Genomic DNA, 23,960 nt, shown 5'->3' on the forward strand with positions numbered 1-23,960 from the left:
CGGGTCAAGCCCGCGCATGACGGGTTCATTTGGGGTGGCCGCTCCCTATATGACGCACATGCGTCCGCAAGACATCCTGCTGCCAACTGCTGACGGCCTGTGCTGCAAGCCCGGCAACTTCCACATCGACCCTGTCCGCCCGGTCGAGCGGGCCGTGATCACCCACGGCCATTCCGACCATGCCCGCGCCGGCCATGGCGCGGTGCTGGCGACGCAGGAAACGCTCGACATGATGCGGCTGCGCTATGGCGAGAACTTTGCCGGCTCGACGCAGGCGATCCGCTATGGCGAGGAGATCCGGCTCGGCGACGTCCGCGTGAGGTTTCACCCGGCCGGTCATGTGCTGGGCTCGGCGCAGATCGCCGTGACCTGCAAGGACACCTGCATCGTCGCCTCCGGCGACTACAAGGATGCGCCCGATCCGACCTGCACGCCGTTCGAGCTCGTGCCCTGCGACGTCTTCATCACCGAGGCCACCTTTGGCCTGCCGGTGTTTCGCCACGGCGATGCCGCCGACGAGGTGAGGAAGCTGCTGGCCTCCGTTGCCTTGTTTCCCGAGCGGGCGCATCTGGTCGGCGCCTATTCGCTCGGCAAGGCGCAGCGCGTGATCGCGCTGTTGCGGCAGACCGGCTATGAAGCACCGATCTACCTGCATGGCGCGATGGAGAAGATCACCGAGTATTATCAGAGCCGCGGGATTGATCTCGGCGAGCTCAAGCCGGTGATGGGCGTGAAGAAGGCGGCGCTCGCCGGCACGATCACGCTGGCGCCGCCGTCGGCCACCTCGGACCTCTGGACGCAGCGCTTTCCCGACCCCGTCACCGCCTTTGCCTCGGGGTGGATGCGGGTGCGTGCCCGCGCACGGCAGCGCGGCATCGAGTTGCCGCTGGTGATCTCCGACCACGCCGATTGGGACGGCCTCACCGCGACCATCGCCGCGACCGGCGCCGGCGAGATCTGGGTCACCCACGGCCAGGAAGACGCGCTGGTGCATTGGTGCAAGTCGCAAGGTCTTCGCGCGCAGCCGCTCGATCTCGTCGGCTATGGCGACGAGGAGGAGAGCGAGACGCCGCTTCAAGATGAGGCCGAAGCATGAACCGCTTCGCCGAACTGCTGGATCGCCTCGCCTATGAGCCCGGCCGCAACAACAAGCTGCGGCTGATCACCGGTTATTTCCGCGAGGTCGGCGATCCCGACCGCGGCTACGCGCTGGCCGCGCTGACCGGCGCGCTGAGCTTCAAGCATGCCAAGCCCGCCCTGATCCGCGATTTGATCGCGTCGCGCACGGATGAGGTGCTGTTCGGGTTGAGCTACGATTACGTCGGCGATCTCTCGGAGACCGTGGCGCTGATGTGGCCGAAAGCGGCCATGGCAGCCCACAACAACCCACCTCCCCCGACCCTCACGGACGTCGTCACCACGCTGCGCACGCTCGGCAAGACCGAGCTGCCGAAGCAGCTCGAACGCTGGCTCGACGAGCTCGACGAGACCGGCCGCTGGGCGCTGCTGAAGCTCGTCACCGGCGCGCTGCGCATCGGCATCTCCGCGCGGCTGGCGAAGACCGCGGCTGCTGCGCTCGGCGACAAGGACCCGCACGAAGTCGAGCTGATCTGGCCGGGGCTCAGCCCGCCCTATCTCGACCTGTTCGCCTGGCTGGAAGGCCGCGGCGAAAAGCCGGTCAATCGCGATCCCGCGCCGTTCCGCCCCGTGATGCTCGCGCACGCGATCGAGGACACGGATTTCGCCGCGCTCGATCCCGCCGATTACGTCGCCGAATGGAAATGGGACGGCATCCGCGTGCAGGCAGTGGCGGGCCGCGATGAGCGCGGGCAGATCACGGCGCGGCTCTATTCGCGCACCGGCGAGGACATCACGGGAAGCTTCCCGGACCTCGTGCCGTCGCTGCGGCTCGCAGGCGCGATCGACGGCGAGCTTCTGATCCTGCGCGAAGGACGCGTGCAGAGTTTCAATGTTCTGCAACAGCGCCTCAACCGCAAGGTCGTTTCGCCGAAGCTGATCAAGGAATTTCCGATCCATTTGCGCGCCTACGATTTGCTCGGTGACGACGAGAACGATCTGCGCGAGCTGCCCTTCGCGGAACGGCGCGAACGGCTGGAGGCGTTTATCGGCAAGCTCGACGATCCCCGCATCGACCTGTCACCCACCGTACCCTTCGCAAGCTGGCAGGCGCTGACCGCGGCGCGCGCCGATCCCGCGAGTGCCGGCGCGGGCGAAGATGCCGATGCCGTCGAAGGCGTCATGCTGAAGCGGCGCGATGCGCCTTACCTGCCGGGGCGCCCAAAGGGCCAGTGGTGGAAGTGGAAGCGCGATCCGCACATCATCGATGCCGTGCTGATGTATGCCCAGCGCGGCCACGGCAAGCGCTCGTCCTATTACTCCGACTACACCTTCGGCGTCTGGACCGCAGGCGAAGCCGGCGACGAGCTGGTGCCGGTCGGAAAAGCCTATTTCGGCTTCACCGACGAGGAGCTCTTGCAGATCGACCGTTTCGTCCGCCGCAACACCACCGAGAAATTCGGCCCCGTGCGCCACGTCGTGCACGAGCCCGACACGGGACTGGTGCTGGAGGTGGCGTTCGAGGGGCTGCAGCGTTCCCAGCGGCACAAATCCGGCGTCGCCATGCGCTTTCCCCGCATCAGCCGGCTGCGCTGGGACAAGCCGCCGCGCGAGGCCGACCGGCTGGAAACGCTGGAAAACATGCTGAAGGCTGACGAATCCCTACCAACAATTAAGGTTGCGGCTTCCGCCGACAGCCATTGACGAGGGAATGCGGGTTCCCCATGTGCCCCGCCGTGACCTATAATGGGGTCGAATCCCCGCGAGGAGTTTGAGATGGTCCAAGACGCCAGAGATTTGCCGGCCGGCCGCAGCGATGGGCTGAACCGCTTTCTCGGCGGCTCGCCGCTGGCGGTGGCGTTTCGCCTGGTCCTGCTCTCGATCCTGGTCGGCGTCGTGCTCGCCGCGATCGGTTTCGATCCCTGGAACATCATCTACAGCATCCGCTTGCTGTTCCAGCGTCTGTGGGATCTCGGCTTCGACGCGGTGAACTGGCTGTGGCGCTACTTCCTGCTCGGCGCGGTCATCGTGATCCCGATCTGGCTGCTCTCGCGCGTCTTCGGCGCACCGCGCAACAGGTAAGAATTTGGGAGCCCGCAGCCGATGCAATTGCGCTTTGTCGGCTGCGGCGACGCCTTCGGCTCGGGCGGCAGGCTCAACACCTGCTTCCACATCTCGGGGCGCGCGGCCAACTTCCTGATCGATTGCGGCGCGTCGGCGCTGCCGGCGTTGAAGCGACTTGAGATCGACCGCAACGAGATCGACCTCATTCTCATCACGCATTTCCACGCCGACCATTTTGCCGGGCTACCGTTTGTCCTGCTCGATGCGCAATTCTCGCGGCGGACCCGGCCGCTGACGATCGCGGGCCCGCAAGGCCTCGAGACGCGCCTCCGCCAAGTGATGGAGGCGCTGTTCGAGCACTCCTCGAAGACCAAGCAGCGTTTCGAACTGAACCTCATCGAACTTGCGCCCGGGCGAAGCCAAACCTTCGGCGCGGTGAATGTGACGCCCTACCCGGTGGTGCACGGCGAATCCGGCGGGCCGTTCTTGGCCTACCGCGTCGAGGCCGAAGGCCGCACGCTCGCCTACAGCGCCGACACCGAATGGACGGAGACGCTCATTCCGCTGGCGCATGGCGCGGACCTTTTCATTGCGGAAGCCTATATGTACGAGAAGGTGGTCAAGAACCATCTCAGCCTGAAGACCTTGGAACAGCACCTCCCCGCCATCGGCGCCAAGCGGCTTGTCCTCACCCATATGAGCGACGACATGCTGTCGCGCCTGGACGACGTCCCGCATCTCGCCGCCGAAGACGGCATGGTGCTCGTGTTCTGACATGCACGCACCCGTTCACTTAGGGATAGGCTCCCGCCAGGTGTTCGCCATCGCCGGTCCCGCGATGGTCGCGAATCTTACCACGCCGCTGATCGGCGTGGTCTCGACCACCGCGATCGGGCGGCTCGACGATGCCGCGCTGCTTGGCGGCGTCGCGATGGCCTCCGTCATCTTCGACTGCCTGTTCTGGCTGTTCGGCTTCCTGCGCATGAGCACCCTCGCCTTCACGGCGCAGGCGCTGGGCGCGAGCGAGACGCGCGAGCAGACCGTGATCCTGGTGCGCGGCTTCATTGTCGCGGGCCTGATCGGAGCCGCGCTGATCGTGCTGCAACTGCCGCTGGCCACCGCGCTGTTCGACCTGATGGGCGGCAGCGAAGGCGTCACGCGCGCGGCAAAGACCTATTTCATGATCCGGATCTGGTCGTCGCCGTTCGCCTTCGCCAACTATGTCATTCTCGGCTGGCTGGTGGGACAGGCGCGCGCCAATCCGGCACTGCTGCTGCAGGTCGTCATCAACCTCATCAACATGGCGGCGACGATCTTGCTGGTGCTGGTCTACGACACCGGCATTGCGGGCGCAGCGATCGCGGCACTGCTCTCGGAGACGATTGGCTTCGTGCTCGGCGTGATCGTCTGCCGGCGCTATGCGGATGGCGGCTTTGCAGTGCCCCTTGCCACGCTGTTGAACCGGGCAAAACTGATGCGGCTGCTGGCGGTGAACTCCGACATCATGATCCGCACCGCGGCGCTGATCGCCGTGTTCCTGTTCTTCACCGCCAAGGGTGCACGCGCCGGTGACGTCACGCTCGCGGCGAATTCCGTGCTGAACAATTTCCTGCTGGTCAGCGCGTTCTTCCTCGACGGTCTTGCGAACGCAGCCCAGCAGCTCTGCGGGCGCACGTTTGGCGCACGCGATGCCAGGGGCTTTGCGGATTCGACCCGGCTGGTGCTGCTGTGGGGCCTCGGCTTTGCAGTGGTCGTCGCGGTGCTGTTCGCGCTGTTCGGGCCGAACCTGATCAATGTCATGACAGCGAGCGAGGACGTCCGCCGCGCCGCGCGCGAATTCCTGCCGTTCATCGTGCTTGCGCCCATCCCCGGCGTGTTCGCGTTCGGCTTCGACGGCATCTATGTCGGCGCGACCTGGGCGCGCGAGATGCGCAATTTGATGCTGTTATCGTTCACGATCTTTCTTGGCGCCTGGTGGGCGCTGCAATCGTTCGGCAATGCCGGGCTGTGGAGCGCGCTGATCGCGTTCTACGTGGCACGCGGCGGATTGCAGGGCGCGCGCTATCCGGCGTTGTACCGGGCGACGTTTCCGAAAGCCTAGACGAATCGTAGCCCGGATGGAGCGCAGCGTAATCCGGGGCCTTCGTGCCCGCCGATAGATTCCCGGATTGCGCTTCGCTCCATCCGGGCTACGGGACCTCGGCTACAATCCCGGCCAGTCTTCCGCCGTGAGCGTCGCCGCGTCGGCACCGACGATTTCGGATAGCGAATCCCGCCCCGTGCGGAGCAGCGTCGAGGTGAGATCACGCTTGATCTCGTCGACGAGGCCGAGGCCCCTGTAGACCAGTGACGAATAGAGTTGGATCAGGCTCGCGCCGGCGCGGATCTTGGTCAGCGCGGCGCCGCCGGAATCGACGCCGCCGACGCCGATCAAGGGGAACGCGCCCTCGACGCGCACATAGGTCTCCGCAACCATGCGCGTCGACAGGCGGAACAGCGGCCGGCCGGACAGGCCACCCTGCTCCTTGGCGCGCATTTCCTCGCGCAGCGTGCTCGGCCGCGCGATCGTCGTGTTCGACACGATCATGCCGTCGACCCGGCGCGAGCGCGCCACCTGCACGACGTCGTCGAGCTGGGCGAGGCTGAGGTCCGGCGCGATCTTGAGCAGTACCGGCGTGTCGCCGGCCTTTTGCCGTACCCGCTCCCGCGCGTCGATCACGCGTCCGAGGAGATCGTCCAGCAACGCGCCTTCCTGCAAATTGCGCAGGCCCGGCGTGTTCGGCGAGGAGACGTTGACGGTGAAATAGCTCGCGACCGGCGCAAAGGTCTCGATCAGCTTGACGTAATCGCCGACGCGATCCGGCGAATCCTTGTTGGCGCCGACATTGACCCCGATGATGCCGCCGTGCTGCGCACGCGCCGCGAGCCTGCGCAGCGCGACTTCAGCGCCGTCATTGTTGAAGCCCATGCGGTTGATCACGGCTTCGTCGCGCTCCAGACGAAACAGCCGCGGCCGCGGATTGCCGCTTTGCGGCTTCGGCGTCACCGAACCGATCTCGACGAAGCCGAAGCCGAGCCGCAGCAACGCATCCGGCACCTCGGCGCTCTTGTCGAAGCCCGCGGCCATGCCGATCGGATTGGGGAAGTTGAGCCCGAAGGCACGCACCGCGAGCTTGGGATCGTCAGGCCGCGGCTTGACCGGCGGCAGGAAGCGCAGGCCCTGGATCGCGAGGCGATGCGCATCTTCCGGATCAAGCCAGCGCAGCACCGGCAGCGAAAAGGCGTCGAAGGCGCGGATCACGGGTTAAGCCCCGGAACGTCGTGGCCGCCATCGGAACGCATGTTGAGGTTCATCACCGACAGCACCGCGCCGAGATCGAGCTCGCCATAGAGGTGCGGAAACAGCTCGTCATTGCGCGAGCGCTCCCAGCGCAAGGCGCTGCCGAGCGCGTCGCCGTCGACCTCGACCAGGAACAGCGCGCGCTGCCCGAAATAGTGCTTGCGCAAGGTCTCGGGAACCTGGGGCGCGGTCGAGAAATGGATGAAACCGTCGCGCGAATCGTCCGCGCTGCCTTGGTAGACACCCTGCCGTTCCGCCTCGCGCCAGGCCGAGGCCGGACAGATTTTGTAGATCTTGACCACCGCTCACGCAGCCCTGTTTGCTCTTTGAGTCTTTTGGGTTTTTTCGTCTCGTGCGGGTCCTCAAAACCCGGGCGCGACCGTAATGGCCGCCCCCTCCGAACTCAAGGCTTAGAGCCATTCCCGCTCCGATGAAATCGGAACGGGGCTTCAAATTCATGTTTTGACGCGTTTTCCTGACGCGAACCGGTATCCGCTTCGCTTGAAAATGCTTCCCCCACCACCCCTTGCGCGAAAAACGGAAAACCGGTTGATTTAAGGACAGTTTTCCTGAGTTGCGACGGGCTGGACCTTCCATGGTCAGACAGGCCAAAGCGCAGAGGATACTGACTCACGACCAGATCTGGGGAGCGCTGGATCGGCTGGCGGAGCGTGCCGGCCTGTCGCCGTCCGGCCTCGCCAAGCGGGCCGGGCTCGATCCCACCACCTTCAACAAGTCCAAGCGCGTCACCCCCGACGGGCGCGAGCGCTGGCCATCCACCGAATCGATCGCGAAAGCGCTGGCGGCGGCCGGCTCCTCGATGGACACCTTTGCCGGGTTGATCGGTGACGACGCCAGCGACGGCCGCTCGGTGCCGCTGCTCGGCCTCGCGCTAGCCGGCGCGAGCGGCGCTTTCGACGAGTCCGGCTTTCCATCCGGCAAGGGCTGGACCGAGCTTTCGCTTCCCACCGCCGAGGACAGTCGCGCTTTTGCGCTGGAGATTTCCGGCGATGCGCTTGCCCCGGCCTATCGCGACGGCGACGTCATCCTGATCTCTCCCCGCGCACCGATCCGCAGAGGCGATCGCGTGGTGGTGAAGACCAAGGCGGGCGAGGTGACGGTCGCGACGCTGAAGCGCCGCACGGCAAAGGCACTGGAATTGCAGCCCCTCGATGCATCGCAGACCGAGCACACGATGGCGCCGAGCGACGTCGGCTGGATCGCGCGAATCGTGTGGGCGAGCCAGTGATTGCGTCGTTAGCCACCGACGTCGCCGCATTCGCAAAGCTCTATCCGATCAACGCACGCCCGGTGCAGAAGGACAACCGGCGCTTCGTGCTGCGCTCGATCTGAGGCGCGAGACCCGTAGCCCGGATGGAGCGCAGCGCAATCCGGGACTGCTGGGGCTGCTCGTAAAGACCCCGGATTTCGCTTCGCTCCATCCGGGCTACGCGCTCCCTACGCGCTTCGCGCCAGCGCGCCGTCGATCATGTTGACCGCGTTCTGCACGCCGTAGACCGCAACGAAGGAGCCGAAGCGCGGGCCCTTCTCCTGGCCGAGCAGCACCTGGTAGAGCATGTTGAACCAGTCGAGCGTCACGCCCGGACGGCCGTCCTTGCCCTTCTTGACCTGGTCGAGGAACGGCTCGCGGCGGCCGATCTCGTAGACGACGTTCTGGATGTCCTCGGCCGAGGATTCCTGCGGAAGCTGCGACAGCGCATCGCGCAGATCCTGCAACGCGGCGCGCTCAACCTCGGTCGGCTCGCGGAACTGCTTCGTCGGCGCCACGAAGTCACGATAATAGTTGATGGCGTAACCGACCATCGCATCGAGCTTCGGATGCGTCTGCGGGCTGACGCCGGGACGATAGCGGCCGATGAAGCCCCATAGCGTCTCGGCATTCTCCGCGTTCGACGATGACACCAGAGTCAAGAGGAGCTGGAACGTGACGGGCATGTCGCCCTTCGGCGGATGGCCGTTGTGGATGTGCCAGACCGGATTGCCGAGCTGCTGCTTGCCATCCTGCTTCGCAAAGCCGTCGATGAACTGCTGGTAGTCGTCGACATTGCGCGGGATGACATCGAAATACAGCCGCTTGGCCGCCTTCGGCTCGCGATACATGAACAGCGACAGCGATTCCGGCGAAGCGTAGCGCAGCCATTCGTCGATGGTGAGGCCGTTGCCCTTCGACTTCGAGATCTTCTGGCCCTTCTCGTCGAGGAAAAGCTCGTAGTTGAAACCTTCGGGCGGCGTGGCGCCGAGCGCCCTGGCGATCGCGCCGGACAGCTTCACGGAGTCGATCAGATCCTTGCCGGCCATCTCGTAGTCGACGCCGAGCGCGACCCAGCGCATCGCCCAGTCGGCCTTCCACTGGCACTTGACGTTGCCGCCGGTGACGGGCGTCTCGACTTCCTGGTTGGTATCGGGATCGACATAGGTCACGGTGCCGGCCGCGACGTCGCGGCGGATCATCGGCACTTGCAACACGACACCGGTGGTCTTGCTGATCGGCAGGAACGGCGAATAGGTCGCGCGGCGATCGGGGCCGAGCGTCGGCAGGATGATCGCCATCACCTTGTCGTAGGCGGCGAGCATCTTCAGCAACGTCGCGTCGAAGCGGCCGGACGTATAATAATCGGTCGAGCTCGCGAACTCGTAGTCGAAGCCGAAATGATCGAGGAACGCGCGCAGCCGCGCGTTGTTGTGGTGCCCGAACGACGGGTATTCGTTGGAGAACGGATCCGGCACCCGCGTCAGCGGCTTGCCGAGATGCGCGGAAAGCATCTCCTTGTTGGGGACGTTGTCGGGCACTTTCCGAAACCCGTCCATGTCGTCGGAGAAGGCAAGCAGGCGCGTCTTGATCTTGTCCTCGGTGAGCACGCGGAAGGCATGGCGCACCATCGAGGTGCGCGCGACCTCACCGAACGTGCCGATATGCGGCAGGCCGGACGGGCCGTAGCCGGTCTCGAACAGCACCTCGTCCTTCGAGCTTTTCTTCAGCCGCGCGACAATGGCCTTCGCCTGCTCGAACGGCCAGGCGTTGGATTGTTCGGCGAGCGCACGCAAATCGCTCGGGTTCGCGGCAAGATCGATGACAGACATTCAGGGGCCTCCGGGCCGCGGAAAATAGCGATTTCCGGGCAGAATGCAAAAGTAGCAGCGCCTTTATCGTGGAATCGTAGGGTGGGCAAAGCGAAGCGTGCCCACCACTGCCAAAGACGGTGGGCACGGCGCTAGCGTGCCTTTGCCCACCCTACGGCACTAGAACGGGCTCACCGAAAAATACCGCAGCCACAGATCGGTGTAGCGGCCCTTCTCCCAGACGCGGAACAGGGCCCAGTTCAGGGCCTGGCGCAGCACGTCGTTGCCCTTGCGCACGGCGATGCCGATGCCCTCGCCGAAGAAGCGGCTCTCGACGAAGGGGCCGCCGGAGAAGGCGCAGCAATCGCCGGAATCCGTGCCGTTGATCCAGAACGCCAGCGAGATGGCGTCGCCGAAGATGAAGTCGACCTCGCCCTTGCGCAAGGCTGCGCGCATCGCGTCGTCGTTGGGATAGGGATGCAGCTCGGCGTCGGTGAACATCGCCTTGAGGTATGCTTCGTGCGCGGAGCCGGCGATGACGCCGACTTTCTTGCCCTCGAGATATTCGGGCCGGATCTCCGGCATCACCGCATCCTTGCGCGAGGCGAAGCGCGCCGGCACGCGGTAATAGGGATCGGTGAAATCGACGCGGACGCGGAGCTGCGGACTCACCGCCATCGAGGCGATGATGGCATCACCCCGGTTGGAGGAGAGCGCGTCGACCAGCGTCTCGAAGCGGCGCATCTGCACCGTGCAGGTGACCTTGATCTCCTCGCACAGCGCGCGGGCGAGATCGACGTTGAAACCGGCCGGATTGCCGTCGGCGCCGGTGTAGTTGAACGGCGGATAGTCGGTCTCGGTCAGGAAGCGGATCACGGTCAGGCGCGACAGGTCGGGCCGCTCCGGCCGCCGCCGCGGGTCCCAGAAGCCGGGCACGGCCTGGGGAGCGGCTTGAGGGGCGGCCTGCGGCGTGGCCTGGGGCGCCGCCGGAGGCTGCTTGGCGGGCGCCTGCGCCTTTGCGGAAGGCAGGCCTGCGAGGAGGCAAGCACCGACGACCAGCCCGGTCAGGACACGGCGCACGGTTTTGGACGATTTTGCCTGTCGCGACGGGGCCATCGGCGGGAAATGAACAAATTTCGTTGGGATCGGAGGGCGTTATAGACCATCCCGCCGGGAACGCGAGCGCCGATTGCGGGTTGGGTGAAGGTCTCTCAGCCGTCATGCCCGGGCTCGTCCCGGGCATCCACGAGACTTTCTGGCCCGCCCAAGAACGTGGATGGCCGGGACAAGCCCGGCTATGACGATGTGGGGACAGCTGCGCCGGACGAAGCCTTCAAAGATACCGCTTCAAATCAGCCGCGGCCTCTTCCGGCGTCCGCTTCATGTTGAACGGCGATACGAACCGCCCGTCGCGGTCCATCAGATAGATCAGCGCGGTGTGGTCCATGGTGTAGTCGCCGTCCTTGGTCGGGACCTTCTTGGCATAGACCCGGTAGGACGTGATCACCTTGGCGGTCTCGGCGGGGTCGCCGCTGAGCCCTTCGAGGTGCGGGTCGAAGCTCGACAGATAGTCCTTCATCGTCGCCGGCGTATCCCGCTCCGGATCGACCGAGATGAAGACGGCATTGACCTTGTCGGCATCCTTGCCCATCGCGCGCAGCACCTCCGAAATCTCGAACAACGAGGTCGGGCAGACGTCGGGGCAATGGGTGTAGCCGAAGAAGATCAGGGTCGGCTTGCCCTTCAGGTTCTTGTCGGTGACGGCCTTGCCGTGCTGGTCGGTGAGCTGGAACGGGCCGCCGATCGCGGCGGGCTGCGCCACCTTGCTGACCCCGCCCATCGCCCAGAACACGATCAGCAGTCCGACGACGAGGCTTGCAGCGAAGGCGGTCGCGATCACCAGCGGACGGGCAGTGGAGCTCATGAGCGGTAAACTTCCTGTCGCAGGTCAGAAGCAGGCGGCAAAGCCGGTCCTGATCAATTCGAAGAACACCTGGCTGCCGTAGTGGAACCAGAGCGCCAGCGCGCCGAGCACGACCAGACCGCCGATCCCCGCGCCAGCCAACAGCAGCACGAACGGCAGCCGGCCGGCAGTGGGCGAATTGTCCTGTAGCGGTTGGGCCGGGTGCAGTGGTTGAGCCATGACAACGATCGGGGCGAAGGCCCCGGTTCCCTTGCCATTCAAATAGGCGTTGGCCCGGGCCCGGGCAAGCGCCGCGGGTGTTCCAAGGAATGCTTCCTTGAATCAGATCGCGCCGATGACGTCAGCGAAGCAGCTGGCCTCGAGCGGACTCCAGCTCTTCCGATTGCGGGAGAGCCCGGCGCAGGGGTCGGTTGGTCGAGGCCTGCGCGTCGAGGTAGCACGGCTTGTACATGGCCTGGAGCTGCTTGCCCCTCAGGAAGAGCATGTGCGGGGTGAGGCCACCGCGCTGGTTGATCCAGCGCTTCACCTGCGAGGGATACATCGCATAGAGCATCTGGGTCGCTTCGGGATTGGTGACGGCGCGGCCGTTGGTGCCGAAATCCCAGGCGGCGTGGAAGCCGAGCGTGGCATGTGACGTCACGCAGATGCGGTCGCGCGGAATGGCGCCGAGGACGATGGTGCAGGCCGAGGCACAGAGACCGTCGATGATGACGGTGTCGCCTGACTGGCGCAGGTCCTGGTATTTGTCGACGTAGGTTCCGATCCGTCCGCCGCGGTCATCCGCAATCCGAACCACTGCGTGGGAAGCCCCCATGCCCGCGATCAGGAGAACCGCCGCGAGCAACCCCGTCAGAAACTTCATTGTCCCCCGCCCCAGTCGAATTCGAATCTGCGTGTCAGGTGGTGATGTGTTGCTAGCGTCCGTCGTAACCGTGGTTTTGTCTAGGCACGCCGGCTGGCTCAAAACAAATTCAAATCCAGTGTTGCGCCCGCGCTGCACCAGGTCCGACTCGGTCCCAAACTGGAACAAGTTAACGATGTCTTACGCGCCAAGCCCTTGATCTCAGTTGCAACGGCTGGCTTCAATCCGGACAACTACAGGGGGGAACCTATGGCGGAAGAGACAGACGTCATCGTCGTCGGTGCGGGACTATCGGGACTGGTGGCCGCAACCGAGATTGCCGACGCCGGCAAGCGCGTGATCGTGGTCGACCAAGAGGGCGAGCAGTCGCTCGGCGGCCAGGCGTTCTGGTCGTTCGGCGGCTTGTTCCTGGTCGATTCGCCGGAGCAGCGTCGGCTCGGCATCAAGGACTCCTTCGACCTCGCCATGCAGGACTGGATCGGCACCGCCGGCTTCGACCGCGACGAGGATTTCTGGCCGCGCCAGTGGGCCGAGGCCTATGTGGCGTTTGCGGCGGGCGAGAAACGCGACTGGCTGCGCGCGATGGGGCATCGCATCTTCCCGGTGGTCGGCTGGGCCGAGCGCGGCGGCTACGACGCGATGGGCCACGGCAATTCGGTGCCGCGCTTCCACGTCACCTGGGGAACCGGCCCCGGCATCGTCGAGCCGTTCGAGCGCCGCGCGCGCGAGGCCATGAAGAGCGGCCGGCTGACCTTCAGGTTCCGCCATCGCGTCGATGCGCTCTCCATCACCAACGGCACGGTGGACGGCATCAGCGGCGCCGTGCTCGCCCCTGACAATGTCGAGCGTGGCAAGAGCTCGTCGCGCAACGTGGTCGGCGAGTTCGCGATGAAGGCGCAGGCCGTGATCGTGGCGTCCGGCGGCATCGGCGGCAATCACGAGCTGGTGCGGCAGAACTGGCCGAAGCGGCTTGGCAAGCCGCCGAAGTTCATGATCTCCGGCGTGCCCGAGCATGTCGACGGCCGCATGATCGGCATTACCGAGAAATCGGGCGCGCGGCTGATCAACCGCGACCGTATGTGGCATTATGTCGAAGGCATCCAGAACTGGAATCCGATCTGGCCGCGCCACGGCATCCGCATCCTGCCCGGCCCGTCCTCGATGTGGTTCGACGCAACAGGCACGCGGCTGCCGGCGCCGTTGTTTCCCGGCTCCGACACGCTCGGCCAGCTCCAGTACATCATGTCCACCGGCTATGATTATTCCTGGTTCATCCTGACCCAGAGCATCATCAAGAAGGAATTTGCGCTGTCGGGCTCGGAGCAGAATCCTGATCTGACCGGCAAGAGCTGGCGGATGACCCTGCGCCGCGCCACCAACAAGGGCGCGCCGGCGCCGGTGGAGGCATTCAAAAGCCATGGTGTCGACTTCATCGTACGCGACAAGATCGAGGATCTCGTCGCGGCCATGAACAAGCTCGCCGGCAGCGACCTCCTCAAACTCGAGCACGTCAGGATGCAGATCGAGGCGCGCGACCGCGAGATCGCCAATCCCTACGTCAAGGATGCGCAGGTGATGAACATCCACAATGCGCGGCGCTATATCGGCGACAAGCTGATCCGCACCGCCTCTCCGCATCGCATCCTCGATCCCGCGCAGGGGCCGCTGATCGCGGTCAAGCTCAACATCCTCACCCGCAAGACGCTCGGCGGTTTCGAGACCGATCTCGACTCGCGCGTGTTCGGCAGCGAGGGCAGCGTCATTCCCGGCCTCTATGCGGTCGGCGAAGCCGCAGGCTTCGGCGGCGGCGGCGTGCACGGCTATCGTTCGCTGGAAGGCACCTTCCTCGGCGGTTGCCTGTTCTCGGGCCGCAATGCCGGCCGTGCCGCGGCGAAGGCCGTGGGCTAGATCATGCGGAGGTGGATGCAGATCGGGGCGCTTCTTGCGGCATTGGCCGCAGCTTCTGCTGCATCCGCCGAGACAATTGACGTCAACGGCGTGAAGCGATCGTACACCGCGCAACTGCCGGCGAAGCGGCTGGTGCCGCTCGTGGTCGTGCTGCACGGCAAGACCCAGCGCGGCGCCGACATGGTCGCGCGAACGGCGTGGCCGCAGGTCGCCAAGCGCGAAGTTTTTGCCGTGGTCTTTCCCGACGGGCTCAACCATGCCTGGGCCGATGCGCGGACGAAGGCTGGACCGGCGCTCCGCGGCCCGCCCGAGGGCACCGACGACGTCGCCTTCATCGCAAAGCTGGTCGAGACGCTGGTGACGAATGGCACCGCCGACCCGAAGCGCGTCTATGTCGCCGGCATCTCCAATGGCGGCGCCATGGCGATGACGCTGGTTTGCGCGCGCGCCGATCTGTTTGCGGCGGGCGCGAGCGTGATCATGAATCTCACGGATGAGACCGCAGTCACCTGTCATCCATCGCGGCCGCTGCCGATGCTGCTCATCAACGGCACGGCCGACCCGCTGGTCCCCTACGAGGGCGGACGCGGATCGAGCTATTATGCCGCAGACGGATTCTGGTCCACCGAAGAGACGCTGGCCTTCTGGCGCAAGCTCAATGGCTGCGAGACCGACGACGCCGAGGTGACCGACTTGCCCGAGAAAGCGCCGGCGGACCAGTCCACGGTCACACGGATCTCCTCACGCTGTCCCAAAGGGCACGACGTCGTGCTCTATCGCATCAACCATGGCGGCCACCGCATGCCCGGCTTCGCTCCGGATGCCCGCTTCCCGAAGATTGCAACCAGCCTGCTCGGGCCGCAGAACCGCGACATCGACGGCGCCGAAACGATCTGGTCGTTCTTCAGTCAGTTTCCGTAAACGACGCATGCATTGGCGGGGTGGCATACAGTAGAGCGCTGGGTTAGACAGGGCCGCCATTCCCACCAGGAGATCCCCCAATGAGCATTCAGCGTTTCGAAACCGGCCCGCGCATGAGCCAGGTCGTCGTGCACGGCAACACCGTCTATCTCGCCGGCGTCGTCGCCAACAAGGCCGCCGGTGAAAGCGTCACGAAGCAGACCCAGGACATCCTGGCGACCATCGACAGCCATCTCGCCAAGGCCGGCACCGACAAGTCGAAGCTGCTCTCGGCCACGATCTACATCACCGACATGAAGACCTTTGCCGAGATGAACGCGGTGTGGGACGCCTGGGTCTCGCCCGGCAACACCCCGGCTCGCGCCACCGTCGAAGCCAAGCTCGCGGCGGCTCAGTACACCGTCGAGATCATGGTCACCGCGGCGAAGTAAGTTTCGCGCTGACATCGTTGCGAACGTCCGAAGCGCGATGAGAGCATCATCGCGCTTCTTTTCTGCGTACGCATGACCTCCGAGGTAATCGATCCGCGCGTGCGAACCTTCGATAGTCGAGACAGCCGAACACGGCGCCATCGAAGGAGAGCACCATGACCGCCCCCGTCACCATCGCCCGCCGCTACATCGAGCTCTGGAACGAGCGCGCCGCAGGCCGCCGTCGCGAACTGCTCAGCGAAAACTGGACGGCGGATGCGAGCTATGTCGATCCCCTGATGAAGGGCGACGGCCGGGACGGCATCGACGCGCTGATCGCGGGCGTGCAGCAGCGTTTCCCCGACTTCAAGTTCACGCTGATTGGCGAGCCCAACGGCTATGGCGAGCATGTCCGCTTTTCGTGGGGCCTGGGTCCCGACGGTGTCGACAGCCCGATCAAGGGCACCGACTTCGCCGTGCTGAAGGACGGCCGCATCAGGAGCATCACGGGATTTCTGGACCAGGTGCCCGCGGGCGCGTGAGATCTCTTACCCTCCCCTGGAGGGGGAGGGTCGGCTCACATTGAGCGCAGCGAAATGTGAGACGGGGTGGGGTGACGGTCTATCCATTGAGGCAGTGCCCGAGTGGAGAGATCACCCCACCCCGCTCGCGCTGCGCGCGATCGACCCTCCCCCTCCAGGGGAGGGTAAGCAAGAGCCCGGCCTTAGCTTGCAGTTGCCAGCCGATAGGCTCTCTTCGCATTCACTCCGAACGCCTTGTTCCGCACCTGCGGCCCAAGCTTCGCCAGGCACGCTTCCAGCGCCCGCTTGATCTCGCCATAGCTCCCGGCAAGCAGACACACCGGCCAGTCCGAACCGAAGATCAGGCGATCCTCGCCAAAACATGTTGCGGCATGTTGAACGAACGGAAACAGCCGCTCCGCATCCCAGTCACGCCACACCGCTTCCGTCGCGAGGCCCGAAATCTTGCACCAGACATTGCCGCAGGCCGCGAGAGCCGCGATGCGATCGGCCCATTCGGCACTTCCGCCACCGGCGATCGGCGGTTTTGCGGCGTGGTCGAGCACGAAATGCGCTTGTGGAAAGGCCTGCGCGGTTGCGATCGCGGCGGGCAATTCGCGGGTGCGGACGAGGAAATCGTAGGCGAGATCGCGGGCGAACGTTGCGGTGAGGCCGCGTTGAACGTCCTCGCGCAGCAACCAGTCCGGATCGGCCTCGTCGTGCACCTGGTGACGAATGCCGACCAGCTTGTCGCCGCCGGGCGAAGCGCGCAAGCGGTCGAGCGTATCGCCAAGCGCACCGTCCGTCAGATCGGCCCAGCCGACGACGCCAATCACCGAGGGCGTCGCATGCGCGATCCGCAAGAATTCCTCGGTCTCCTCCAGCGCGGAGCGGCACTGCACCAATATGCTCGCGTCGATGCCGTTTGCTTTCAACAGCGGCGCGAGATCGGCGGGCCCGAAGGCGTGGCGGATCGAGGCCAATTCCGGCGCGTCCATCCAGGGATAGTCGGCGCGCGACGGGTCCCAGAAATGCTGATGGCCGTCGATGATCATGCCCTCACGCTCCGCCCGGCAACGGCGCGCGCGTGTCGACGAGTTTGCGCGCACGCAGCTCCTGCCAGAAGGCTTGTGGCACCGCCTTCTCCGACATCGCGATGTTGTCGGAAACTTCCGCGGCGTTGCGCGCGCCCAGCACGGCAATTGTGACCGCCGGATGGGCCATGCAGAACTGGAGCGCAGCGGCCTTCAGCTCGGTCCCGTGCTTGCGGCAGAGCTCGTCGAGCTCGCGCGCACGCGCGATCAGCGCGGCGTCGGCGTCCTGATAGTTGAACTTCGCGCCAGGATGCGGATTGGCCAGAATGCCGCTGTTGTAGATGCCGCCGAGCAGGATGCCGATGTTCTTCTCGCGGCAGACCGGAAACAGCGCATCCAGCGCGCCCTGGTCGAGCAGCGTGTAGCGGCCGGCGAGCAGGAAGCAGTCGACCGGAACGGCCTGGGCAAAACGGACCAACATTTCCGACTGGTTCATGCCGGCACCGATCGCCTTGACCGTGCCGTCGGCGCGCAGGCGCTGGAGCGCGCGGAAGGCGCCGGCCACGGCGTCGTCATAGTGATCGTCGGGATCATGCACGAGCAGGACATCGATGCGGTCGAGCCCAAGGCGCGTCAGGCTCTCCTCCACCGAACGCATCACGCCGTCATGGGAGAAGTCGAACACCGGCCGCTCGCGCGACGTGCCCTTGTAGTGCGCGTCCTCGGCGGCGGCGTCATCAGGCGCGCGCAGCAGACGACCGACCTTGGTCGAGATGAAGTAGGAGTCGCGCGGCTGCTGCCGCAGGAAAGCGCCGATCCGCCGTTCGGCGAGGCCAAAGCCGTAGAGCGGCGCTGTATCGTAGAAGCGGATGCCGGCCGACCAGGCGCGCTCGATCGTGGCGAGCGCATCGGCATCGCTGACGGCGGTGAACAATCCGCCGAGCGGGGCCGAGCCGAGACCGATTGAGGTGACGTCGAGGGAGCCGAGCCGCGACCGTTTCATTCCCATTGCCTTCCAAAAGTCTTCCTTCCAACCGTCCAATCATCTCTCCCGCTTGCGGAAACCGCAAGCGGGAGAGTCTCGCAGGAGCACGGGGCTGGCAGCGCTCCTACTTCAACATCTGCGCAACGTTGTCCTTGGTCACGAGATCGAGGCCGGTATAGACGATCTCGGGCACCTTCTCGCCCTTCTTGATGGCGAGCAGCGTGTCCATCGCCTTCTCGCCCATCTCGAACGGACGCTGGCCGACCAGTGCATTGGCATAGCCGTCGCGCAGCAGTTCGAGCTGCATCTTCAGCGTATCGGCGACGACCAGCGTGAACTTGCCGGAGTCGATATCCTTCTTGTTCCTGGAGGCGAAGGCCTTGAAGCCTTCGGGAGCGAACATCGGCCAGCCGCCGATGGGAACAATGGCGGCGAGGTCGGGCGTTGCGGTGCGCATATCCGTCATCTGTTGGACCGCGAGCGCCGGATCGTCGTTACAGAAGGTCGGCGAGCCCGCGACCTCGGTCCATTTCGAGCCCTTCAGCGCCTCGCGAACGCCGTCGACACGCTCGGCGAGATTCTTGGCGCCCGGACCGCCCGAGACCATCGCGTACTTGCCGCCATCGGGCCGCAGCTTCAAGAGCTCCTTGCCGAGCGCGACGCCGAACTCCTTGTTGTTGGTGCCGATATAGGCGATCCGCTTGGAGCCAGGCGCATCGGCATCGAAGGTGATGACGGGGATGCCGGCCGCGGTCGCCGCCTCGATCGACTTGGTCATGGCCGCAACGTCGGCGACCGAGATGGCGAGGCCGTCGACCTTCTGGGTGACGAAGTCCTGGATGATCTGCGCCTGCGTCGCCGGCTCATGCTCCACCGGCCCCTTGTAGATGCACTCGATGTTACCGAGCTCCTTGGCACGCTTCAGACAGCCGTCGCGCGCGAAATCGAAGAACGGATTGTTCATCGCCTTGGGCACGATCACGAAACGGTAGTTCGCGGCAAACGCCGGCGTCGCCATCATCGCGACGGCGATGCCGGCAAGAAGAAGTTTCCTCATTGTTTCCTCCACCCTTATCTGGCGCCCATCCTCTCAGGATCGTCCGGGGAGCGGACAGGCGACATTTTCGTTGCCCTCCCGGAACGACGTCATTTCAGGTCATCCGCGAGCGGATGCGGTCGACCAGCACGGCCAGGATGATGATCACGCCGACCAGCGTCTGCTGCCAGTAGGAGCTGACCTGTGCCAGCACGAGGCCGTTGCGGATCACTTCCAGCAGCACGCAGCCGACGATGGCCCCCAACGGACCGCCGATGCCGCCGGCGAGGTTGGCGCCGCCGATGACGGCCGCCGCGATCACGTTGAGCTCGTAGGATGTCGCCATGTTGGCGGGCGCCGATCCGAGCCAGCCGGAGATGATGATGCCCTGGAGCCCTGCCGCAAGCGCGCAGATCACATAGACCTCGATCTTCACCCGCACGACCGGTATGCCCGTGAGTTCGGCGGCCTTCTCGTTGCCCCCGAGCGCGAACACGTGGCGGCCGAACGAGCTGTGGTGCAGGACCACGGCCATCGCCAGCGCGAGGACCACGAGGTAGATGAAGGGCACGGGCACGCCGAGCACATCGCCGGAAGTGAGCGCATAGAAGTAATCAGCGTCGGGCCCGCCCGGAAAACTGCCGCGGCCGTTGGAGACGACATAGCCGAGCCCACGCACGATCGAGAGCATGCCGAGCGTGGTGACGAAGGGCGACAGGCCGAGCACGGCGATACAGAAGCCGTTGACGAGGCCCGCGATCAGCGCGACGCCGAGCCCCGCGAGGATCGAGATCAGCAGGATCAGACCCGGCACGTTGGCCAGCACGGTCTTGCCGTCGGCGGCCATATGCACGAACAGCGAGCCTGCCGGCGAGCCGGGCGCCGACAGCTCGGTCATGACCATCGAGGTGATCATGGCGGAGAAGCACATCATCGAACCGACCGACAGATCGATGCCGCCGGTGATGATCACGAAGGTGACGCCGAGGGTGGCGATGGCGATGAAGGAGAAATTCTTCGCCACGTTCTGCATGTTGCCTTCGGTGAAGAAATAGGGGCTGGCGAAATGCATCACCACAAGCAGCATCGCCAGCGCGAGCAGCACATAGCCGGTCTGGGAGGCGAAGATGCCGCGCTGCCACCATCTGATCCGGCCGACATTGGTGAAGCTGATCGGAGATTCCAAGGGCATGGCCATCACGCCGCCTCCTTCGCGCCGGTGATCAGTGCGGTGACTTCCTCGGGCGACGTCTGGTGGATCGGCTTGTCGGCCCGCTTCTCGCCGCGGCGCATGACGATCACGCGGTCGCACACCGCGAACACATCGGGCATGCGGTGCGAGATCAGCATGACGGCGACGCCCTGCTCCTTCAGCCGGTGGATCAGGCCGAGCACCTGCTCGACCTGGCGCACCGAGATCGCGGCAGTCGGCTCGTCCATCATGACCAGCCGCGCGTTGGAGAGCCGCGTCCGCGCGATCGCAACCGCCTGGCGCTGGCCGCCGGACATCTGCTTGACGAGATCGTCGGGGCGCGTCTCCGAGCGCAATTCGCCGAACAGCTCCAGCGCACGCGCCGCCATCGCCTTGTGGTCGAGCAATACCAGCGGGCCGAACCTGCGCTTCAACTCGCGGCCGAGGAAGACGTTGGCAGCAGCCGTCAGATTGTCGGCGAGCGCGAGGTCTTGGTAGACGACCTCGATGCCGACGCCGCGGGCATCGACGGGCCGGTTGAAATGGACCGCGTTGCCGGCAAAGCGGATCTCGCCATGGCTCGGACGGAAATTGCCGGCGATGATCTTGACCAGCGTGGACTTGCCCGCGCCGTTGTCGCCCATCAGGCCGACGACCTCACCGGGCTGGACCTGCAGGTCGACGCCGTGCAGCGCGCGGATTGCGCCGAACTCCTTGCCGATGCCGGTCAGCTCGAGGACCGGTGTCGCTTCAGCCTTTGTCATCAGCGGCTTTCCTCAGACGTAGCGGTTGACCAGGGATTCCAGATATTCCTGCCGCCCCGAGCGCGGCCGCGGGTCGAAGCCGGGGCTGAGCGCACGGTCGGCAAGTTCGGCGAGCGAGCGCTGGCCGCCGAGAATGGCCCGGCCCTCGGGTCCCGCCCATCCCTCGTAGCGCTGCGCGAGCGGCGCGGTGAGGGCGCCGGCATCGAGCATGTCGGCGGCGGCGAGGAACGCGCGCGCGCAGGCATCCATCGAGCCGACATGGGCATGGATCAGATCGTCGGGGTCGATCGACTGCCGCCTGATCTTGGCGTCGAAATTGAGCCCGCCCGAGGTGAAGCCGCCGCGATTCAGGATCTCGTGGAACACCAGAGCCAGCTCCGGCACGTTCATCGCGAACTGGTCGGTGTCCCAGCCGAGCAGATCGTCGCCGCGATTGACGTCGAGCGAGCCGAAGATGCCGAGCGCCTCGGCGAGCGCGACCTCGTGATGGAAGGAGTGGCCGGCAAGAATGGCGTGGTTCTGCTCGATGTTGAGCTTGACGTCGTTCAGGAGGTCGTAGCGTTCCAGGAAGCCGTAGCAGGTGGCGACGTCGAAATCATATTGATGCTTGGTCGGCTCTTTCGGCTTCGGCTCGATCAGGATCGGGCCCTTGAAGCCGATCTTGTGCTTGTGCTCAACGACCAGCGAGACGAAGCGGCCGAGCTGATCGAGCTCGCGCTTGAGATCGGTGTTGAGCAGCGTCTCGTAGCCCTCGCGGCCGCCCCACAGCACATAGTTCTGGCCGCCGAGCCGGTGCGTCACCTCCAGCGCGGCGCGGACCTGGCCGGCGGCGTAGGTGAAGATCTCGGGGTCCGGATTGGTCGCGGCACCCGCCATGTAGCGGCGATGCGTGAACAAATTGGCCGTGCCCCAGAGCAAGCGGACTTTTGCGGAGGCCATCTTCGCTTCGAACAGATCGGCGATCGCGTTGAGATTGGCGACGGACTCGCTGAGCGATGTGCCTTCCGGCGCCGCATCGACGTCGTGGAAAGTGAAGAAGGGCACGTCCAGCAGGCGGAACAGCTCGAAGGCGACATCGGCCTTGGCGCGCGCCTGCGCCATCGCATCGGCACCTTGATGCCAGGGGCGCAGAAAGGTCTCGCCGCCGAAGGGATCGCCGCCCGGCCAGCAGAACGAATGCCAGTAGCAGACCGCAAAGCGCAGATGATCCTCAAGCCTGCGGCCATGCACGAGCCGGTCCTTGTCGTACCAGCGGAAGACGGGCGTGTTTCCCGCATCATTGCCGCCGAAGGCGACAGGGGCGCTTGCATCGAAGAATTTGGCGGATGCGTTCACTTAAGGCTCTCCTTCAACGCAGGATAAAGTTCGCGCCACCGCCGATAGGCCTCGTCATAGGCCGCAGTGACGGATGCGCGGGGCGCAAAGCTCGCGAGCCGCCGCGGGCGCTTGCACACTTCCGCGGGATCCTCGCCGGTGGCGGCGAGCCGGCCGAGCCGTGCGGCGCCGAGCGCGGCCCCGACCTCGCCCTCCTCGACGCGGTGGACGGGAATGCCGAGCACGTCGGCGCAGATCTGCGCCCACAGCGGCGAGCGCGAGCCGCCGCCGACGAGATCGACCTCCGCGATTGGCCCGCTGGCCGCGCTCAGCGCCGCGAGGTTGTCGCGCGCGGCGAAGGCGACGCCTTCCAGCACGGCCTGCACGATCTGGCTGCGCCCGGTCGCACCGCGCAAGCCGACGAAGGCGCCGCTGGCGGCGGCATCGTTGTGCGGCGTGCGCTCGCCGTCGAGATAGGGCAGGAATTTTATCGAGCTCGGTCCGTCGACACGCTCGCCGAGCGGCGCCAGGAGCGCGGCGGCCGGCGTCTCCATCACGCCGGCGAGCCAGGCCAGCGAAGCCGCGGCCGACAGCATCACGCCCATCTGATGCCAGAGGCCGGGCAGCGCATGGCAGAACGCATGCACGGCCGACGCCGGTGCCGGAGTAAACCGATCGGTGACGCGGAACACCACGCCGGAGGTGCCGAGCGACAGGAATGCATCGCCCGGCGCGATCGCGCCGAGCCCGATGGCGCTCGCGGCATTGTCGCCGGCGCCACCTGCGATCACGACATCATTGGCCATGCCCCAGCGCCGTGCGAATTCCGGCGCGAGCACTGCGCTGACCTCGCTGCCCTCGACGAGGCGGGGCATGTGGTGGAGATCGAGCCCGACGGCATGCAACAGCAGCGCCGACCAGCGGCGCAGACCGACATCGAGCCACAGCGTGCCCGCGGCGTCGGACATGTCCTCGACCATCTCGCCGGTGAGGCGATAACGCACATAGGCCTTCGGCAGCAGCACCTTTGCCACGCGCTCGAAGATCTGCGGCTCATGCCGCGCGACCCAGAGCAGCTTTGGCGCGGTGAAGCCGGGCATCGCCAGATTGCCGGCGATCGTGTGCAGCGACGGGCAGCGCCGCTCGAGCGCGACGCATTCGGCGTGCGAGCGGCCGTCATTCCACAGAATAGCGGGGCGCAGCGGCCGTCCATCCTCGTCCAGCAGCGTCGCGCCATGCATCTGGCCGGACAGCCCGATGCCGCGCACCTGCGCGACCTCGCGCGGATGGCGGGCGGCGAGATCGTCGACGGCGCCAACCGCCGCATCGACCCAGGCGTCGGGATCCTGCTCGGACCACAGCGGCGCAGGATGCGACAGCGCAAGCTCGCGCGCGGCCGTCGCGACGATCGCGCCGGCTTCGCTCACGAGCACCGCTTTCACACCGGATGTGCCGATGTCGATACCGAGATACACGCTATCCTCCCTTTCGCCTGTTGCGGTGCGCGATCTCAGAGTCGCCCTTTCC

24 protein-coding genes and 1 pseudogene are annotated in these 23,960 nt (G+C 65.6%); 11 read left to right on the forward strand and 14 right to left on the reverse strand.

From position 1 onward, the window contains the following. Positions 1-58: 58 nt before the first annotated feature. From AB7008_RS46710 to AB7008_RS46730, 5 genes are all read left to right on the forward strand, one after another. Entirely contained in the window at positions 59-1,096 is a 1,038-nt protein-coding gene (locus AB7008_RS46710) for a ligase-associated DNA damage response exonuclease (RefSeq protein WP_441261291.1), read from the forward strand. Next, on the forward strand, positions 1,093-2,781 hold the full coding sequence (locus AB7008_RS46715) for a cisplatin damage response ATP-dependent DNA ligase (RefSeq protein ID WP_441261040.1): 1,689 nt from the start codon (positions 1,093-1,095) through the stop codon (positions 2,779-2,781). The genes AB7008_RS46710 and AB7008_RS46715 overlap by 4 nt, the downstream gene beginning before the upstream one ends. Positions 2,782-2,853: 72 nt before the next feature. After that, positions 2,854-3,159, forward strand: coding sequence for a DUF6460 domain-containing protein (locus AB7008_RS46720; protein ID WP_028160261.1), 306 nt, complete (start codon positions 2,854-2,856; stop codon positions 3,157-3,159). A 21-nt stretch (positions 3,160-3,180) separates the two neighbouring features. Next, positions 3,181-3,915 carry an MBL fold metallo-hydrolase gene (locus AB7008_RS46725; protein WP_441261041.1) on the forward strand — a complete coding sequence of 245 codons (735 nt, stop codon included), beginning with the start codon at positions 3,181-3,183 and terminating at the stop codon, positions 3,913-3,915. Position 3,916: 1 nt separating this feature from the next. Next, on the forward strand, positions 3,917-5,242 hold the full coding sequence (locus AB7008_RS46730) for an MATE family efflux transporter (RefSeq protein ID WP_441261042.1): 1,326 nt from the start codon (positions 3,917-3,919) through the stop codon (positions 5,240-5,242). Between the two features lie 102 nt (positions 5,243-5,344). Here AB7008_RS46730 and AB7008_RS46735 read toward each other — a convergent pair whose 3' ends face one another. Together AB7008_RS46735 and AB7008_RS46740 are read right to left on the reverse strand one after the other, a co-directional pair. Further along, a complete protein-coding gene (locus tag AB7008_RS46735) occupies positions 5,345-6,442 on the reverse strand; it encodes a quinone-dependent dihydroorotate dehydrogenase (RefSeq protein WP_441261043.1) in 1,098 nt (365 codons plus the stop codon). Then, complete coding sequence (locus AB7008_RS46740) at positions 6,439-6,783, reverse strand: DUF952 domain-containing protein (protein WP_441261044.1); 345 nt, start codon at positions 6,781-6,783, stop codon at positions 6,439-6,441. The genes AB7008_RS46735 and AB7008_RS46740 overlap by 4 nt, the downstream gene beginning before the upstream one ends. Before the next feature lie 293 nt (positions 6,784-7,076). On the opposite strand from AB7008_RS46740, the gene AB7008_RS46745 reads away from it, so the two are divergent. Both AB7008_RS46745 and AB7008_RS46750 read left to right on the forward strand, forming a co-directional pair. Then, the gene (locus AB7008_RS46745) at positions 7,077-7,730 is read left to right on the forward strand and encodes a S24 family peptidase (RefSeq protein ID WP_028160266.1); all 654 of its coding nucleotides are present in this window, start codon (positions 7,077-7,079) and stop codon (positions 7,728-7,730) included. An 11-nt stretch (positions 7,731-7,741) separates the two neighbouring features. Next, positions 7,742-7,834: pseudogene (locus AB7008_RS46750) on the forward strand (carbonate dehydratase); the annotation flags it as partial. A gap of 105 nt (positions 7,835-7,939) precedes the next feature. Here AB7008_RS46750 and AB7008_RS46755 read toward each other — a convergent pair. From AB7008_RS46755 to AB7008_RS46775, 5 genes are all read right to left on the reverse strand, one after another. Then, positions 7,940-9,583: a lysine--tRNA ligase gene (locus tag AB7008_RS46755; RefSeq protein WP_441261045.1), complete on the reverse strand. Its 1,644-nt coding sequence runs from the start codon at positions 9,581-9,583 to the stop codon at positions 7,940-7,942. Between the two features lie 159 nt (positions 9,584-9,742). After that, a complete protein-coding gene (locus tag AB7008_RS46760) occupies positions 9,743-10,678 on the reverse strand; it encodes a transporter substrate-binding domain-containing protein (protein WP_028160268.1) in 936 nt (311 codons plus the stop codon). Positions 10,679-10,895: 217 nt separating this feature from the next. Then, a complete protein-coding gene (locus AB7008_RS46765; protein WP_014491337.1) occupies positions 10,896-11,486 on the reverse strand; it encodes an SCO family protein in 591 nt (196 codons plus the stop codon). Positions 11,487-11,510: 24 nt separating this feature from the next. After that, a complete protein-coding gene (locus AB7008_RS46770; RefSeq protein ID WP_441261046.1) occupies positions 11,511-11,705 on the reverse strand; it encodes a hypothetical protein in 195 nt (64 codons plus the stop codon). Positions 11,706-11,826: 121 nt separating this feature from the next. Next, positions 11,827-12,348, reverse strand: coding sequence for a hypothetical protein (locus AB7008_RS46775; RefSeq protein ID WP_028160270.1), 522 nt, complete (start codon positions 12,346-12,348; stop codon positions 11,827-11,829). A gap of 249 nt (positions 12,349-12,597) precedes the next feature. Between AB7008_RS46775 and AB7008_RS46780 the strand changes: the two genes are divergently transcribed. From AB7008_RS46780 to AB7008_RS46795, 4 genes are all read left to right on the forward strand, one after another. Further along, positions 12,598-14,256 (forward strand): FAD-binding dehydrogenase, encoded by a 1,659-nt coding sequence (locus tag AB7008_RS46780; protein ID WP_304491860.1) that lies wholly within the window; start codon positions 12,598-12,600, stop codon positions 14,254-14,256. 3 nt (positions 14,257-14,259) lie between these two features. After that, a complete protein-coding gene (locus tag AB7008_RS46785) occupies positions 14,260-15,177 on the forward strand; it encodes an alpha/beta hydrolase family esterase (RefSeq protein ID WP_441261047.1) in 918 nt (305 codons plus the stop codon). An 80-nt stretch (positions 15,178-15,257) separates the two neighbouring features. Further along, a complete protein-coding gene (locus tag AB7008_RS46790; RefSeq protein WP_014491332.1) occupies positions 15,258-15,608 on the forward strand; it encodes a RidA family protein in 351 nt (116 codons plus the stop codon). Positions 15,609-15,763: 155 nt separating this feature from the next. Next, positions 15,764-16,129 (forward strand): nuclear transport factor 2 family protein, encoded by a 366-nt coding sequence (locus tag AB7008_RS46795; protein WP_441261048.1) that lies wholly within the window; start codon positions 15,764-15,766, stop codon positions 16,127-16,129. A 182-nt stretch (positions 16,130-16,311) separates the two neighbouring features. Here the strand turns inward: AB7008_RS46795 and AB7008_RS46800 are convergent, their stop codons facing one another. The 7 genes from AB7008_RS46800 to xylB form a co-directional block, all read right to left on the reverse strand. Next, on the reverse strand, positions 16,312-17,163 hold the full coding sequence (locus tag AB7008_RS46800; protein ID WP_441261049.1) for an amidohydrolase family protein: 852 nt from the start codon (positions 17,161-17,163) through the stop codon (positions 16,312-16,314). A 4-nt stretch (positions 17,164-17,167) separates the two neighbouring features. Next, positions 17,168-18,145 (reverse strand): aldo/keto reductase, encoded by a 978-nt coding sequence (locus AB7008_RS46805; RefSeq protein WP_441261050.1) that lies wholly within the window; start codon positions 18,143-18,145, stop codon positions 17,168-17,170. 106 nt (positions 18,146-18,251) lie between these two features. Further along, positions 18,252-19,184 (reverse strand): sugar-binding protein, encoded by a 933-nt coding sequence (locus tag AB7008_RS46810; RefSeq protein ID WP_026312292.1) that lies wholly within the window; start codon positions 19,182-19,184, stop codon positions 18,252-18,254. 94 nt (positions 19,185-19,278) lie between these two features. Next, the gene (locus AB7008_RS46815; RefSeq protein WP_028160276.1) at positions 19,279-20,361 is read right to left on the reverse strand and encodes an ABC transporter permease; all 1,083 of its coding nucleotides are present in this window, start codon (positions 20,359-20,361) and stop codon (positions 19,279-19,281) included. Next, entirely contained in the window at positions 20,361-21,119 is a 759-nt protein-coding gene (locus AB7008_RS46820) for an ATP-binding cassette domain-containing protein (protein ID WP_441261051.1), read from the reverse strand. Before AB7008_RS46820 ends, AB7008_RS46815 begins: the two co-directional genes overlap by 1 nt. 12 nt (positions 21,120-21,131) lie before the next feature. Continuing rightward, positions 21,132-22,454: a xylose isomerase gene (gene xylA, locus AB7008_RS46825; protein WP_441261052.1), complete on the reverse strand. Its 1,323-nt coding sequence runs from the start codon at positions 22,452-22,454 to the stop codon at positions 21,132-21,134. Beyond that, positions 22,451-23,908, reverse strand: a complete 1,458-nt coding sequence (gene xylB / locus AB7008_RS46830; protein ID WP_304491864.1) for a xylulokinase — start codon at positions 23,906-23,908, stop codon at positions 22,451-22,453. The genes xylA and xylB overlap by 4 nt, the downstream gene beginning before the upstream one ends. Between the last annotated feature and the right edge of the window lie 52 nt (positions 23,909-23,960).

It is taken from the genome of Bradyrhizobium sp. 521_C7_N1_3, assembly GCF_052075975.1.
Taxonomy (GTDB): domain Bacteria; phylum Pseudomonadota; class Alphaproteobacteria; order Rhizobiales; family Xanthobacteraceae; genus Bradyrhizobium; species Bradyrhizobium japonicum.